Source organism: Methanosarcina sp. MSH10X1, from assembly GCF_004099695.1.
In the GTDB taxonomy this organism is placed as follows: Archaea; Halobacteriota; Methanosarcinia; order Methanosarcinales; family Methanosarcinaceae; genus Methanosarcina.
Genome location: NZ_SCHL01000009.1, coordinates 1 through 14,593, shown reverse-complemented (window position 1 = coordinate 14,593; position 14,593 = coordinate 1). Strand labels below are relative to the sequence as shown.

Sequence of the window (14,593 nt, the reverse complement as noted above, 5' to 3'; positions counted from 1 at the left end):
AAGATAAATAACTTGCAGCTGTTACCTGATAATAGGTACCCATAGTAATAGGAGTCACAATGATAATAGTGAAAATGAATAAGGAAACACATCAATTCTGCATAACTAAAATATAATAAGTAGGTACAATTATAAAAATTTACCTCTAATTTTAGACACTTTGGCGTTTTTAATCTCACTGTATGATATTTGATAAGAAAATACAAGTTCTTACATGATCTCATAAAGTTTAGGTTAAATATGAAACCATTTTAGAGGAACTGCACACAGTGCATCTACATATTTAGCTAATCCCAAAAGTCAGAGTTATGTCTCAGAGTTGAAATTTGGAACAGTAAATAGATTTGATGATACAGAAAATAGCTTCCAAATTCTTATTAATGTCGAATAATAACAACTTTTGGGGTAAGCTCGATGAGTGTATGGCTGAAGCTACCTGTACTGCAGCTGAGGTTGCCGAGAAAGTCGGATGCAATCCAATATTTGCAAAAAATAGATTACTACAATTAGCTGACCGTGGTAAATTATGTAAGAAATTAAAAGGTAGGACCTGGGGATTCAGGTCTTTAGAGAAGGAAAAGTAAAAGTTTATTGGCCCAGTCATAGGCTTAAAGCGAGAAGTCCCTTTCCTCGCCATCAGGCAGGGAGAGGTAGTTCACATAGATCCAAATCTATCTTTTTTTTAAATTTCAAATTTATATAATTTGTTTTTTAATAAAAAATAAATAAAAATTATTATAAGATATCCACCTGCTATATTGAAAAAGTATGGAAAAGTAATCTTAAATAAAAAAGTTACTATTGTTATAAAAAGCCACAGAATAAAGCCTATTAATGCGCTTTTCATACCGATAATATCACGATTTTTTTCAATTCTGCTCATATTCTTACTACACAATAAATAATGTCCAAAAATCAGAAAGAATAAAATAAGACCTGCTGCAAGCCATTGATCTATTTGACCCCAGTATTGAGCCTTGATTATCTTGCTGCTATTTATAACGATCACTTCTGAAAACAATAACATTTTTATTTTATCTATAAGTACGAGCCAAAAATAAAATAATACAATTCCAAATAAAACTCCGACTACTTCCTGAGTTTTATTTGGAATTGAGGTCACATATTTCATCCAATAAAACCTCTCAATAATTCAATTTGAGTCTTATGGAGTTTGGATAACTTGGAAGGTACTTTCAAACTCCATAAACTTCTTTTTGTTAACCCCTTATAAATTTTATGTCCAAGTTCTCTACCAATGCAATTTTCAAATAAATTTCGAGTCTAAATTACTTCCCAACATTTTTACAGTTAAATGATTTAGCCATAAGTTATTTATTCGAGTATATGCCCCGGCTGATATTCAAAAACATATATAAAAAAAGTGTTATTCAATTTTAGTGTATATACTCCTCTGTTTAGGAAATTGAATATCATAGTAATTGTAAAAATGACTGAATAGCCATTATATACCCACGAATGGTATTAGGAGCAAGGTTCTTGCTTTCCAAATGCTCTATGAAGTCTGGTACATAATCAGAAACAGACCTTTCACGCATTAGCAAACCTTCTTTGATTTCTTTTTCAGCTTCAATGGTGAGTTGATCACGATCTTTATCTGCAAATTCACAAAATGCTTTAATAGCATGCGAGTAATTTCTTTTCGTGTTATCTGACTTTGCAACTGCTCCAAGCCATTTATCAGACAAGCTTTTCAAAATAATACCTCTATTTTCACATACATTCTAGCTCATTAATAATATAATAAAATTTAAGGTTGTGTTGCCATAATCGGTATAACAATGATAAACGTGCTGCCTGGTTATGAAAAGGCGGCATACAGGGAAATGAAGAATATCGAAGGGATCAAGGACGTTTATCATGTCTTTGGGGAATATGATTTTGTAATAATTATAGATGTTGAAGATCTGAATGACCTCAATGACGTGGTAGATAGAATCAGACAAAGCGAAACCGTAAAAGCCACCAAAACAATTGTCGGGGCAGAACTTTAAACTGAAAAGTCGAAATCAACAATGTGCTATCATGATACAAAACAGAATGTCCTTATGTTTTCTAGCAGGCGCGGATTTTATATCTTAACCCTTTTGAAACACGGAAATCGTTAGAAGTTTCCTGATTAGAGATTTATATTAAACCTGTTTGAATAATAAATGTAATAATGAAAATTTTTCTGATTTTAAGCTCTTTTGTTGTGTTATAAAGATATTTTTTTATATTGTAAACTATTTTCCTGTATTATAAAATTAATTTTCAGGCTGCAAGCTATTTCTTATGTTTTAAAGGACATTCAAAGGAAATTATAAAAAAATAATGACTAAAATTTGCCACTTAAAAAGCAGAGATTCTTACTTTAGTATTTGTAAAATAGTATAAAGTTACATTGATTTTTCAACCTGAGGTAAAATTTCATGGAATTCACCATTGCAGAAGAACTTGCAAAAAACCAAAAATCAATAAGTGTCGCAGAGTTTTTTGAAAAAAACAGGCAGATTCTGGGTTTTGACTCGGCGCCTCGAAGCCTTATAACGACCGTAAAGGAAGCTGTTGACAATGCCCTTGATGCCTGTGAAGAAGCAGGTATTTTGCCTGACATTCTTGTCCAGGTCGAAAGAACCGGACAGGATTATGTGACTGTAATTATAGAAGATAACGGGCCAGGAATTGTGAAGGAGCAAATTCCGAAGGTTTTCGCAAAGCTTCTCTATGGTTCAAGGTTTCATGCCCTCAAGCAGAGCCGCGGACAGCAGGGAATAGGGATTTCCGCAGCCGTACTTTATGCCCAGATGACTGCAGGCAGGCATACGAAAATCATGTCCAAGACCGGTTCCAGTACTCCTGCACACTATTACGAGCTTATGATCAATACCAGCACGAATGAGCCTGATATCCTGAAAGACGAGATAAAGGACTGGTTCCGCCCGCATGGGACCCAGATCGAGCTGGAAATGAAGGCTGCCTACGTAAAAGGAAGAAGGCAGTCCATTTACGAGTACCTCAAAGCCACTGCAATTGTGAACCCCCATGCAAGAATTACCCTTATAGAACCTGACGGCAATGAAGAGGTCTTTGAAAGAGCCACGGATAAGATGCCTGAGCCAGCCGAAGAAATCCTGCCCCATCCTGAAGGCATAGAGCTTGGCACTCTTATGAAAATGCTCCACTACACCGAACGCCAGAAGCTTGCCCCGTTTCTCCGATACTCTTTCTGCAAAATAGGCCTGTTAACTGCCGAGGAAATCTGCAAAGCGGCAGGGCTTGATCCCGAAATCGACCCGAAAACCCTGGGACGCCATGAAGCTAGAAAATTAATCGAGGCTTTTGAAAAGGTAAAGATCATGGCTCCTCCGACAGATTGCCTTTCCCCGATTGGGGAAGAGCTGATATACAGAGGGCTTGAAAAAGAAACGAATGTGGATTTTATTGCCACGAGCACGCGAAAACCCGCAGTATATTCCGGAAATCCCTTTGTAGTGGAAGTCGGGTTCGCCTACGGGGGAAACCTTTCGAAAGAAGACAAGATCAGCATAATGCGTTTTGCTAACCGTGTGCCTCTGCTTTACCAGCAGGGAGGCTGTGTGACCACACATGCAGTAGAAGACATCAAATGGAAGCAGTACGGCTTAAACCAGCCTGGAGGGGGAATTCCTGCAGGTCCGGCTATCCTGCTTATTCATGTCGCATCTATTAACGTGCCCTTTACCTCGGAATCAAAGGATGCAATTGCAGATATTCCCGTAATCAAAGATGAGATTGACCTTGCAATCAAGGAGGTTGCAAGAAAACTCAAGCACTATCTTAGCAAACAGAACAACCTCAAGAAGCGCCGGGAGAAAGAGATAATCATTACAAAGGTGCTCCCGAAGATGGCGTCAAAGGTAGCAAATATTCTGGAAAAAGATGTCCCTGATATCAATCCTGTTGTTGCAAAGATTATGGGAAACCTGCTCGTACATAGGAAAGTGAAGAGGAACGAAGACGGGTCCGCAGATATCGTAATTAAGGTTAAGAATTTCGGAACCTCTTCATACGCTTTCAGAGTTCATGAAATGCTGCCCTGGACAATCAGCAGGGCAAAGCCCGAACCAAAGGTTGTGACTCTGGGCAATGATTACGATTATGTGTGGGATATCTCTGCATCAGTGGGGGCTTCAAAGGTGCTGAGCTACAGGATAGAAACTGTAACCGACAAAGAACTCGGAAAACTTCCCGACCTGATCGTGGAAGGGCTTGAAGAAGAGCTTGTAACCGGGGCAAAAGCCTTTAAGGGGGCATAAAATGGCAAGGGAAACAAATAGCAAAACCATTCAGGCAGATGCCATTGCAAAGGAAAAGCTGCTTGAGCTTGCAGAAAGGATATATAACCAGTTTGAGAATGAGATTGTCCCAAGCGTCAGCCTTCCAAGCCGGACGAAAGCAAATATAGAATATTCCGATGAGAGTGATGTCTGGGTCTACGGCGACAGGGAAAGCGAAAGGAGCGCAAAAACCGTAAAAGGGGCGTTCCAGCTCCTGAAAACTACTTATGCGACAGATTTCCTTATAAACGAGCACCTCGCCCATAACCGCGGATCAACGCTTCGAGAACTCTACTATATCTCAGAAGGCTGGGAAGCTGCAAAGTTCAAAGAACAGGCTGAGAGCGACCGCCTGATCGAAGACCTCGAACTCCTTACCACTCTACAGAGGGAATTTTTCCATATGCGCCCTGAGGAGGATGGGGCTACCATGTTCGGGCCTGTTGAAATTACAGAGCAGACAAAAAGAGGAGAGCGGAACATTCACTGCCAGAAGGACGTGGGCGAAGGCGGATACCAGATTCCTTTCAATGTGGAAAACATTGAATTCAAAGCCCATGATGCAAGCATGATTATTGCCATAGAAACCGGTGGTATGTACGCACGTCTGATGGAAAACGGGTTTGATGAAGCTTACAACGCGATTCTTGTCCACCTCAAAGGCCAGCCTGCAAGGTCAACCCGCCGCATCATCAAGCGTATGAATGAAGAGTTGGATCTTCCTGTAGCCGTCTTTACGGACGGCGATCCCTGGTCCTACAGGATTTATGCCTCGGTTGCCTACGGGGCTATAAAAAGTGCCCACCTCTCGGAATTCATGGCAACGCCTGCAGCCAGATTTCTTGGCCTCCAGCCCTCGGACATAGTCGAATATGAACTCTCGACCGACAAGCTCACGGAGCAGGACATAAACGCGCTGAGGAGCGAACTTTCCGACCCGCGTTTCGAATCCGATTACTGGAAAGAACAAATCCAGCTCCAGCTCGATATAGGCAAAAAAGCCGAACAACAGGCTTTCGCAGGCAAAGGCCTCGATTTCGTGACCGAGGTTTATCTCCCTGACCGACTAGGAGAAATGGGTATGATTTAAAAACCCGAATCCCGGTCAAGTTTCGTCCCGCCCGAATTGCGCCTCGGGAGTACACAGCCCCTTTCACAAACTTTTACAAAAAATCCTTGCCCGCAAGCCTTTTCAAAAAAGGCTTGAGCGAAAACCTTTAGAGAAAGGGTTTTATCGCAAACTTTTTCAAAAAAGTTTGATCAAAAACGCATGCTTTATCGAAACTGGTATAACCGGAGCGTGATCGACCGGCGAAACGCAAACTTTTTCAAAAAAAGTTTGATCAAAAACTCATGCTTTAGCTAGACCGATGTAACCGGGGCGGGCTCAAGCGACGCCACGCTTGCGGGTCAACGGTTGAGGCGAACTTTAACGCATATTTTTTATAATAGATCGGTGCAAAAGAGATAAGCCTTCAAGGCTATCAACAGGATTCTGGTTTATATTTTTCTGCCGGGTCCGCTAACCCAGAAAATTTGTGAGGAAATCGAATAATGTCAGAAGAGAACCGTGTCGGTAGTAAGATACGCCAGCTTAGAGAAGCCAAGGAAATGACCGTTGAAGAACTGGCTGAAGCCAGTCAGAGCAGCGAGGAATTAATCCAGCAGCTAGAAAACGGAGCCCTTGTTCCGTCCTTAACACCTCTTTTAAAGATTGCCCGAGCTTTAGGCGTCCGCCTCGGTACTTTTCTGGATGATATGCCCCAGAGCGGACCTGTAGTTGTCAGGGCAGGGCGGTCCGAGAATGTAGTCCGTTTTTCGGGAAAGACCGAGAGACCGAAAAAGAGTGCTCTTGAATTTTACTCTCTTGCCTCGGACAAAGCAGACCGCCACATGGAGCCTTTTATTATTGATATCCACCTTTCCCCCGAAGAAAGTCACCAGCTCTCTTCTCACGAAGGAGAGGAGTTCATCTATGTCCTGTCAGGAGAAATCGAAATTTTCTACGGAAAGGACGTTCAGAGGCTGAATGCAGGAGACAGCATCTACTACGACTCCATTGTCCCGCACGATGTTCACGCAACAGGAGAGGGAGACGCAAGAATTCTGGCTGTAGTCTATGCTCCCCTTTAAAGTCGCAGTCAGGTAGAAAAAAGAGCAAGAACCTAACATAAAATAACGAAAAGTTCTTAATTTGAAAAAATCCGATACAAGTATTATCAGAGTTAAGGGAATCCGAAATGTTCAGTACAGTTGTTAGTCCGCGTTTTGGGGATATAGATGGGCTTGGGCATGTAAATAATACCGTACTCCCGGTCTGGTTCGAAATTGGAAGAAACTCCGTATTCCGGCTTTTTTCACCGGATCTTGATCTCAGCCCTGATGTATGGCACCTGATTCTGGTCAGGACGGAATTTGATTTTCTGCACCAGATGTATTTCAGGTCTGATGTGGAGATCAGGACTTTTATTGTAAGGATCGGAAACAGTTCCTTTACGGTCGGGCATGAAGCCTGGCAGGAAGGAGAGCTTAAAGTCAGGGGCCAGGCAGTGCTTGTATATTACGATTTCAAGTTCCAGAAGGCAATTCCCCTTCCGGATTCTATCCGGGATATTCTAAAAGCGCATATGCTCCCTGCAATGGACACCGCTGATATGGATACGGATTCTCCCTGCTCCATCTGAATATACCTGTCTCCCGCAAACGGGCTTTGAGGTTTAATGCCTTGGCTCGTAAGCCAACGGTTTCTAAAAAATAGATAATGCAAGTGAGAGGCTGAAACTATGGATCTTATAGAAGACTCCCTCGGTCAGTACTTTGAAAAACAGGTGGCTGTAGATCCTGACCACGAGTTTATCATTTACCCGGATAGGAACCTCCGTTTTACTTATGGGCAATTCAACGAACGGATCAATAACCTTGCAAAAGGGCTGCTCGCCATAGGAATAAAAAAGGGAGACCATGTAGGAATCTGGGCAAAAAACGTTCCTGACTGGCTTACCTTTATGTTTGCCACGGCAAAGATCGGGGCAGTGCTTGTTACTGTAAATACGGCTTACAAAAGCCATGAGGTCGAGTACGTATTAAAGCAGTCCGATATGAAAGCCCTGGCTCTTATCGATAGCTTCAGGGATGTTGATTATCTTGAAATAATCAATGGACTGGTTCCCGAGCTCAAGAGTTCTGAGAGAGGGCGGTTGAAAAGCAAAAATTTTCCCCATCTCAAGAGCGTAATTTACGTAGGGCAGGAAAAGCACAGGGGCATGTATAATACTAATGAGCTCATGTTGCTTGGCAGTCACCATCCCGATGATGAGCTCAGGGAAATCCTGGCGAGTGTGAACGGGGATGATGTCGTTAATATGCAGTATACCTCAGGGACTACGGGTTTCCCGAAAGGAGTTATGCTTACCAGTAAAAACATTCTGAATAACGGGCTCTCCATAGGCGACCGCCAGAAATTCACCCATGAAGACCGTCTTTGCCTGCCTGTACCTCTCTTCCACTGTTTCGGGATCGTACTCGGAGTTATGGCGATTCTGACGCACAGGGCAACGCTTGTTATGCTCGAAGTTTTTGATCCCCTGCTTGTGCTTGCAGCAGTCCAGAAGGAAAAGTGTACGGCTCTTTACGGCGTGCCTACAATGTTTATTGCCGAGTACACGCACCCGATGTTCGATATGTTTGACCTTTCCTCTCTGAGAACCGGGATTATGGCTGGTTCTACCTGCCCCATAGAAGCCATGAAAAAAGTTGTAAAAGATATGCACTGTTATCAGATTACAAGTGTTTACGGGCTTACGGAAGCTTCTCCCGGCATGACCCAGACCACAGTTGATGATCCTCTCGAACTCAGGGTAGAAACTGTAGGGAAGAATTTCCCCGGAGTTGACGTCAGGGTGGTGGATCCGGATACCAATGAGCCGGTGCCTCCGAATAACGTTGGAGAAATCTGCTGTCGCGGATACAATGTTATGAAGGGCTATTATAAGATGCCCGAGGAAACAAATAAAGTAATTGATGAAGGCGGCTGGCTGCACAGCGGGGATCTTGGGACCTGTGACGAGAGCGGTTATTACAGGATCACTGGCAGGATTAAGGATATGATCATCCGGGGAGGCGAAAATGTCTACCCACGGGAGATTGAGGAATTCCTTCATGCCATGCCCGGAGTTAAAGATGCCCAGGTTGTTGGAATCCCTGACAAAAAGTATGGAGAAATCGTAGGGGCTTTTGTAATTCTCGAAAAGGGCGCAGATCTTATCGAGGCTGATATAAGGGATTATGCCATAGGCAAAATTGCCCGCTATAAGGTTCCTAAGCATGTCTTCATCGTGGACGAATATCCCCTGACCGCAAGTGGTAAGATTCAAAAGTACAAGCTCAGGGATCTGGCTGTGGAGCTTCTTAAAAAACAGGATGAAAACAACAGTTGATTAAAACACAGTTGATTAAAACACAGTTGATTAAAACACAGTTGATTAAAACACAGTTGATTAAAACACAGTTTTATGGACACCAATCGATTAATAATCTAATCAACTGAATAATATTATCGGCCTTCCGGGCCGATTCCTCTTCTCCTTAAATTTTAATTCGTTAATTCTTTTGCTTTAAAATTTGAAGCCATTGAAAAATTAGATGTCATCATATTTTATGGATTGATTATATTTTTGAAGTATATTGTAAATTGTTCCCCTATTCAAAACTTTATGATTATACAAAAACGATAGGCAATTGAATATTTGACGTAATTTATTATATATACAATTTCAGCATTAGAAGGATGTAGTTGTAAGAGAAGCGTAATAGTGTATTCTTGTGCATAGCGTATGGGGAGTTTTTTGTAGGGGTTTCATCTGATTGAGAGCTCAGGGATCATATTAGGAGCTCTCAATCAATCACCACAACCAATCACAACCAATTGGGTATCAACACTATTTCTCTTACGACTGTAAGAAGAATATATGGGAGTATTCTTCAAAGGGGGTTTCACCGATTGAGAGCCCAGGGGTCATCAAACAGGGCTCTCAATCAATTACAATCTTTAACTTTCAGACATTACTTCTTTTTTAATTAGGATCCTTAACTTTCAGATATTACTTCTTTTTTAATTAGGATCCTTAACTTTCAGATATTACTTCTTTTTTAATTAGGATCCTTAACTTTCAGATATTACTTCTTTTTTAATTAGGATCCTTAACTTTCAGATATTACTTCTTTTTTAATTAGGATCCTTAACTTTCAGATATTACTTCTTTTTTAATTACAATCTTTAACTTTTAGATAATACTTTTTTAGTCAGGCTTTTTACTAATATACGAACGTTTTTATTTATGAAACTTTTGCCTTATTTTTGGAACTTTGACTTTATGAGACTAACGCATTACTTATACATTTTAGTTAGATTTATTGACTACAGATAAGTTGAATGAACAATCTGACTTTTCTCCCTGTCAGAATTCAGCTTTTGAGTTTTCCCCAACCTGACCTTTACTAAATATTTCAAACAATCAATACTGTGCTATCCTATTTAAGTCCTTTGATGAGTCACTTTTGCTGGTATATTTTGTTGGTATAGATGCTAACAAAAGTTAACTTATTCTTTAATAATAGCGCTTTTATGTCTTAAATTTTTTGCACTGACATCCCAAAACCTGAGAGGTAAAGAGTTCTTAATTTCTTTAAATAGCTGTGTGTTATTATTACTACGATGCTGTACAATGCCGCATTGCCTGAAACCGATTCATCCCAGGCGCCGGAATATTAAACCCGTCCGGCTGGTAACGTTGCGCACGGAGCTGTATTATGTCCAGTCGGGTAAAGGATACTTTGCAGTTCAATTAACAAAATTTGTCATTTTCACAGGAATACGGTTAATAGACACCGCGCTTCAAAAAATAGGGAATGGTCTATTTGTGCGGTTTGCTTACGGAATTAGGGGAATTTCTATATAAATGAGGCAAAATCCAGAATTCGGATAAGATTTTCAGAGGGTAGAGCCGGGAGCTTAATTCCTTCAGGTTTCATCAGGAAATTATATAAGTCCTGTCAGTACCACACCAATTCCCGTGAGAGCCACACAGCCTACAGCTGCAAAGTCTATCTTATTCCAGACGAGCCTGTCCTTTTCCACACTATGCCTGCTCCTGTATCCCCTCATATCCATTGTCAGGCCGAGCACCTGTGTCCTTCCCAGGGAATTCGCCACAAGGGGCACAAGAAGCGGCTTTACGCTCCTTACCTTTCCGCCGAGTCCTTTACCGGGGTTATAGCCTCTTGCAAGCTGGGCTTCATGTATACGCTGGCCTTCGACTTGCAGGCTTGGGATAAAACGAAGGGCGATCACGAACATAAGTACATAGTCCACAGGAATATGGATTGCCAGAAGGGCTTTCATAAGTTCGCTGGGCCTTGTAGTGACTACAAGAAGCTGGAAGGAAAAAAGCATTGCAAAGAAGCGGAGGGAAAGTACCACCCCGAAATCCAGAGCTCCGGTTGTGACAGGAAAGCTCCCGCTTGCTGTAAAGACTCCGGGCGGGATAAGATAGCCCAGGGTTGCTCCGCTTTTCATGGTAAGAACAGTTAGCAGGATCAGGCTTACACTTAAGAAAACCAGGAGTTTGAGCTGCCTGAGAAGCTCTTGCTGGAGCCCGGCTTTGAGAGATGCCAGCAATATTCCCAGTACCATCAGGGCGAGAACCATGGAATTCGTTGTAAAAACGCTCAGAATTATAACTCCTGCGACAGCCGCGATTTTGGAAATCGGGTTCATGCTGTGTAAGAAGCTGTCTCCATTGATATACTGCATAATTTCTTTCATGCACAAGTGCCTCCAACCTGCTCTATGCTTATCTGTTCTCTACCTGCATATTCCCGGTTACCGGTATCTTCGACGATTTTTCCGGCTTCCATGCGAATAATCCTCTCAGCATGGTCCTTTACGATCTGCAGGTTATGGGTTACCATGACTATCGTATGCCCTTCCTGCTGGAGTTTTCGTACTAGCTGCATCATACTGTCCGACTCTCTGGCATCAAGGCCTGTTGTAGGTTCATCAAGCACGATTAATTCGGGCTTCATTGCAATCACGCAGGCAACAGCCAGCCTCTGCCTTTCACCCCTGCTAAGGTGGCGGGGAAAAACTCTGAGTTTTTTACTCAGGTTTACAAGTTCAAGGGAATCGGAGATTGCTTTTTCAGCCTCAGAGCCGTTTATGCTAATGTTATTTAATCCGAAAGCGATTTCTGCCTCGATAGTATCCTCAAACAGCATATTGTCCGGGTTCTGGAAGACCAGGCCGGTGTGTTTTACAAGCTCGCTAACAGGAGTTACGGATGTATCCAGACCTTTTATAATTACATCCCCTGAGTCAGGTCTTAAGAGGCCGTTAAAGTGCTTTACGAGCGTAGTCTTGCCTGAGCCGTTCTCCCCCAGTAAGGCTACAAGCTCCCCCGAGTAAATCTCCAGGTTTATGTTGTCAAGTGCCAGGACTTCTCCGTACCGCTGTGTTAAATTTCTCACGGAAATGACGGGCTGTTTTTCTTTTCCCTTCTTATAAGAGACGGAAAAAGCCGGTCTGGCAGGTTCGGTGATTCCAGCCTTGGAATCAGGTGAAAATGCTGTAAAGTCAGCCGGGCTTTTTATAGCTTTTATTTTGCCCTGTTCAAGTAGCACAACTCTATCCCCGATTTCGAGGAAATCTTCTATGTTGTGATCTATGATTACTATAGTCTTTCCGGCTTCCTTCAGCCGTTTAAGGATTGAAAAGATTCTTCTTACGGCTTTTGTATCCAGTTCGGCTGTGGCTTCATCAAGGATAAGAACTTCGGTGTCGAGGGCAAGAGTTGCTGCAAGGGCGACTTTTTGCTTCTGCCCACCAGATAGGGTATGCGGAGCCCGATTTCTCAGGTGTCTGACCTCGCAGAATTCCATTACCTCTTTCAGTCTGCGCATCAGTTCTTTTCTGGAATAACCCCGGTTTTCGAGTCCGGAACGGATTTCCTCTTCAACACTCGTGAAGATTAGCTGCGACTCCGCGTCATCAAAAACCATCCCTATATGCCGGCTAAGTTCTTTCATGCCGTCAAATTCTACGATTTTCCGGTTCTTAAAAATAATTTCTCCTTCGATCCTGCCTCCGATTTCATGGTGCAGAACACCTGCCATTGCAAGGGCAAGCGTGGTTTTTCCGGCTGCGCTGTGCCCGGTAACCAGCAGCAGTTCTCCCTGCTTTACTTCAAGGTTGATTTTTTCCAGGACAGAACTCTCAGCTGTGCCGTAAGTATATGAAAAATCTTTAAGTTCTATCATGCTTTCCCCCTGGCAAGCACTTTCGAGGCAGGCATGTAGAGTATCTGGACAATAACGGCATTTGCTATTGCGGTTAATACCACTATAGGGATAACGGCAGCTGCAAAAGCTCCAATGGTGGCGAATTTGTCCTGAATTGCAGGGGCAACCAGAAGCATTGCAACGAGTACAAAGGTTGATCCGCTGACAAGGGTGCCTATTAGGGTTGAGGGGGCCGGGGAAAGTGAAAAGTTATTCCTCAGGGCTTTGTACGTTACCAGGCATGCAACCGCACCCACAGGTTCACTGATCAGGTTTGCAGGTGGAAATATGGAGTGACTGAGTAGCGCACACACTATGCCTGCAACAACTCCGATACCTATGACTTCCGTGAATGTGGGTATTACAAGTATAATGGCAAGGCAATAAAAAGCTATTACGAGATTCGATACGATAGGACCCGGAATTACGAGAGATAAGTAGCGTACTATTGCACCTACTGCAAGCAAGATTCCAACAATGGCAATATCCTGAGATTTCATTAAGACCCACATCCTGTAAGCGTTTTTGAGCAAATTTTCCTGTACTCATTTACTGTAATTATAAGTTCAACAATTCTATTCCACAACATAGTACAATAGAGCATAATAATGTACATTAATATATATACTTTATGCTTCAGTTGTTTATTTTATGTTTTTCCCCTATCTCAGCCGGTAAGGCTGAAGAATGGAAGGGACAGCAGGAGAAAGTTTTTGACAGGAAAACTAATCTGGGGTAAGGACGTAGGAATAATATGGATTGTTGCGGGGTCTGGTATATCGTTTGTAAATGAAAATGAGCTTGATGAAGTCAGGACTATTGAAGAAGGGTTCAAAAAAGCGTATAGTGAAGACCTGAAAGGAACAATAGAGGCTGTTAATAAACTCAGGGATTTTGCTTTTCAGCTGATTCACCTGGAAGCCGATGCTGAAAACGAGCTGGATCTGAAGGCACTCATCATCTCGATAGGGGATATAGCCAGGGTCGCTTCTGAAACGAAAATGGAGCAGGCATGCATAGTTTCATGCCGCGCTCTTGGGGATATAACGCTTGAAGCTGCCGGTCAGAAACGGGAACCGCTTGCTATAAAGGCTTTATCCGTTATCGGAAACCTTGCCCTGGAGTTTGCGGGAAGAAGACTGGATGCAGCAGCGAAAGGTGCAGCTGAATCGCTTGGGGATTGCGGGAAGAACGCTTCAAAAATGGAAATGGAAACGCTGATAAGTCTTTCCGAAATTTACCTTATGCAGGTAGTCCTCAAATCAATGGAAAAAGGTCTTCCTTTTGCTGGAATCGCTGCTACAGGTTTTCTCGGGGAGGTTGGAGTTGCTTCCGCCAAACAGGCAATCGAAACCAGTACACTGGAAGCTGCAGTCATTCTTGAAGATCTGGGTAATGCTGCTATAAGAGAGAATAGCGAGTCTCACGCAAAAGCCGTAATTGAGGCACTTGAAAACCTGGGCGCGGCAGTCTCTCAGCGCGAAATGAAAAATGTAATTGTTCAGATTGCGTGGTCTCTGGAGATTTTACGCGTGCTTACTCTGGAACAGGGTTTGAAAGGAGCCTGTTTTGCCGCAAAGGCTGCGCTCGAATCCGTCAGCACGACAGGCCTGCTCGATGAAGCGCAGAACCTGGAAAGAATCCGGGAAATAAAAGAGTTCCATTCTCTTATCCTGAAAAAACGTTAAGAAGAGATAGTTTAGTTTCAGAAAACCGGGCTAACGGCAGCAGGGTTTCATGGTCTTTATTTATGAAAGAATCTCTTAAAAGGATTATAATAGAAAAAATAGTAGAAAAAAACTCTTGATAGGAAATTACTATATAAAAAATCGTTATAGAAGAGATTAGATCTAAGAAATTGTATATGGTGCTCCGGCCGGGATTCGAACCCGAGTCTTCGGCTCGAAAGGCCGGAATGATTGGCCGGACTACACTACCGG

The 14,593-nt window shown here is 42.6% G+C and carries 14 protein-coding genes; 8 read left to right on the top strand and 6 right to left on the bottom strand.

Annotated elements, in window-relative coordinates; genetic code table 11:
• Positions 1–422: 422 nt before the first annotated feature.
• The gene (locus tag EQO05_RS15530; RefSeq protein WP_164888515.1) at positions 423–584 is read left to right on the top strand and encodes a hypothetical protein; all 162 of its coding nucleotides are present in this window, start codon (positions 423–425) and stop codon (positions 582–584) included.
• 98 nt (positions 585–682) lie between these two features.
• Here EQO05_RS15530 and EQO05_RS08825 read toward each other — a convergent pair whose 3' ends face one another.
• On the bottom strand, positions 683–1,132 hold the full coding sequence (locus EQO05_RS08825; protein WP_128505700.1) for a hypothetical protein: 450 nt from the start codon (positions 1,130–1,132) through the stop codon (positions 683–685).
• Between the two features lie 301 nt (positions 1,133–1,433).
• On the bottom strand, positions 1,434–1,718 hold the full coding sequence (locus EQO05_RS08820) for a site-specific integrase (protein ID WP_164888514.1): 285 nt from the start codon (positions 1,716–1,718) through the stop codon (positions 1,434–1,436).
• An 84-nt stretch (positions 1,719–1,802) separates the two neighbouring features.
• Between EQO05_RS08820 and EQO05_RS08815 the strand changes: the two genes are divergently transcribed.
• From EQO05_RS08815 to EQO05_RS08790, 6 genes are all read left to right on the top strand, one after another.
• The gene (locus EQO05_RS08815) at positions 1,803–2,015 is read left to right on the top strand and encodes an Lrp/AsnC ligand binding domain-containing protein (protein ID WP_128505696.1); all 213 of its coding nucleotides are present in this window, start codon (positions 1,803–1,805) and stop codon (positions 2,013–2,015) included.
• A gap of 417 nt (positions 2,016–2,432) precedes the next feature.
• On the top strand, positions 2,433–4,298 hold the full coding sequence (locus EQO05_RS08810; RefSeq protein ID WP_128505695.1) for a DNA topoisomerase VI subunit B: 1,866 nt from the start codon (positions 2,433–2,435) through the stop codon (positions 4,296–4,298).
• A gap of 1 nt (position 4,299) precedes the next feature.
• A complete protein-coding gene (locus EQO05_RS08805; RefSeq protein ID WP_128505693.1) occupies positions 4,300–5,409 on the top strand; it encodes a DNA topoisomerase IV subunit A in 1,110 nt (369 codons plus the stop codon).
• 464 nt (positions 5,410–5,873) lie between these two features.
• Positions 5,874–6,452 (top strand): helix-turn-helix domain-containing protein, encoded by a 579-nt coding sequence (locus EQO05_RS08800; RefSeq protein ID WP_128505691.1) that lies wholly within the window; start codon positions 5,874–5,876, stop codon positions 6,450–6,452.
• Between the two features lie 107 nt (positions 6,453–6,559).
• Positions 6,560–7,003, top strand: coding sequence for a thioesterase family protein (locus EQO05_RS08795; RefSeq protein ID WP_128505689.1), 444 nt, complete (start codon positions 6,560–6,562; stop codon positions 7,001–7,003).
• 99 nt (positions 7,004–7,102) lie between these two features.
• Positions 7,103–8,755 carry an AMP-binding protein gene (locus EQO05_RS08790; RefSeq protein ID WP_128505687.1) on the top strand — a complete coding sequence of 551 codons (1,653 nt, stop codon included), beginning with the start codon at positions 7,103–7,105 and terminating at the stop codon, positions 8,753–8,755.
• On the opposite strand, the gene EQO05_RS16225 is transcribed toward EQO05_RS08790, so the two are convergent.
• The 4 genes from EQO05_RS16225 to EQO05_RS15770 form a co-directional block, all read right to left on the bottom strand.
• Entirely contained in the window at positions 8,727–8,801 is a 75-nt protein-coding gene (locus EQO05_RS16225; RefSeq protein WP_370273669.1) for a hypothetical protein, read from the bottom strand. The two genes, EQO05_RS08790 and EQO05_RS16225, sit on opposite strands and share 29 nt — an antisense overlap.
• A gap of 1,555 nt (positions 8,802–10,356) precedes the next feature.
• A complete protein-coding gene (locus EQO05_RS08780; RefSeq protein WP_128505685.1) occupies positions 10,357–11,142 on the bottom strand; it encodes an energy-coupling factor transporter transmembrane protein EcfT in 786 nt (261 codons plus the stop codon).
• Positions 11,139–12,632, bottom strand: coding sequence for an ABC transporter ATP-binding protein (locus tag EQO05_RS08775; RefSeq protein WP_205793757.1), 1,494 nt, complete (start codon positions 12,630–12,632; stop codon positions 11,139–11,141). The genes EQO05_RS08780 and EQO05_RS08775 overlap by 4 nt, the downstream gene beginning before the upstream one ends.
• On the bottom strand, positions 12,629–13,153 hold the full coding sequence (locus EQO05_RS15770) for a tryptophan transporter (protein ID WP_205793755.1): 525 nt from the start codon (positions 13,151–13,153) through the stop codon (positions 12,629–12,631). Before EQO05_RS15770 ends, EQO05_RS08775 begins: the two co-directional genes overlap by 4 nt.
• 213 nt (positions 13,154–13,366) lie before the next feature.
• Between EQO05_RS15770 and EQO05_RS08770 the strand changes: the two genes are divergently transcribed.
• Positions 13,367–14,341 (top strand): hypothetical protein, encoded by a 975-nt coding sequence (locus EQO05_RS08770; protein WP_240664511.1) that lies wholly within the window; start codon positions 13,367–13,369, stop codon positions 14,339–14,341.
• Positions 14,342–14,593: the final 252 nt, after the last annotated feature.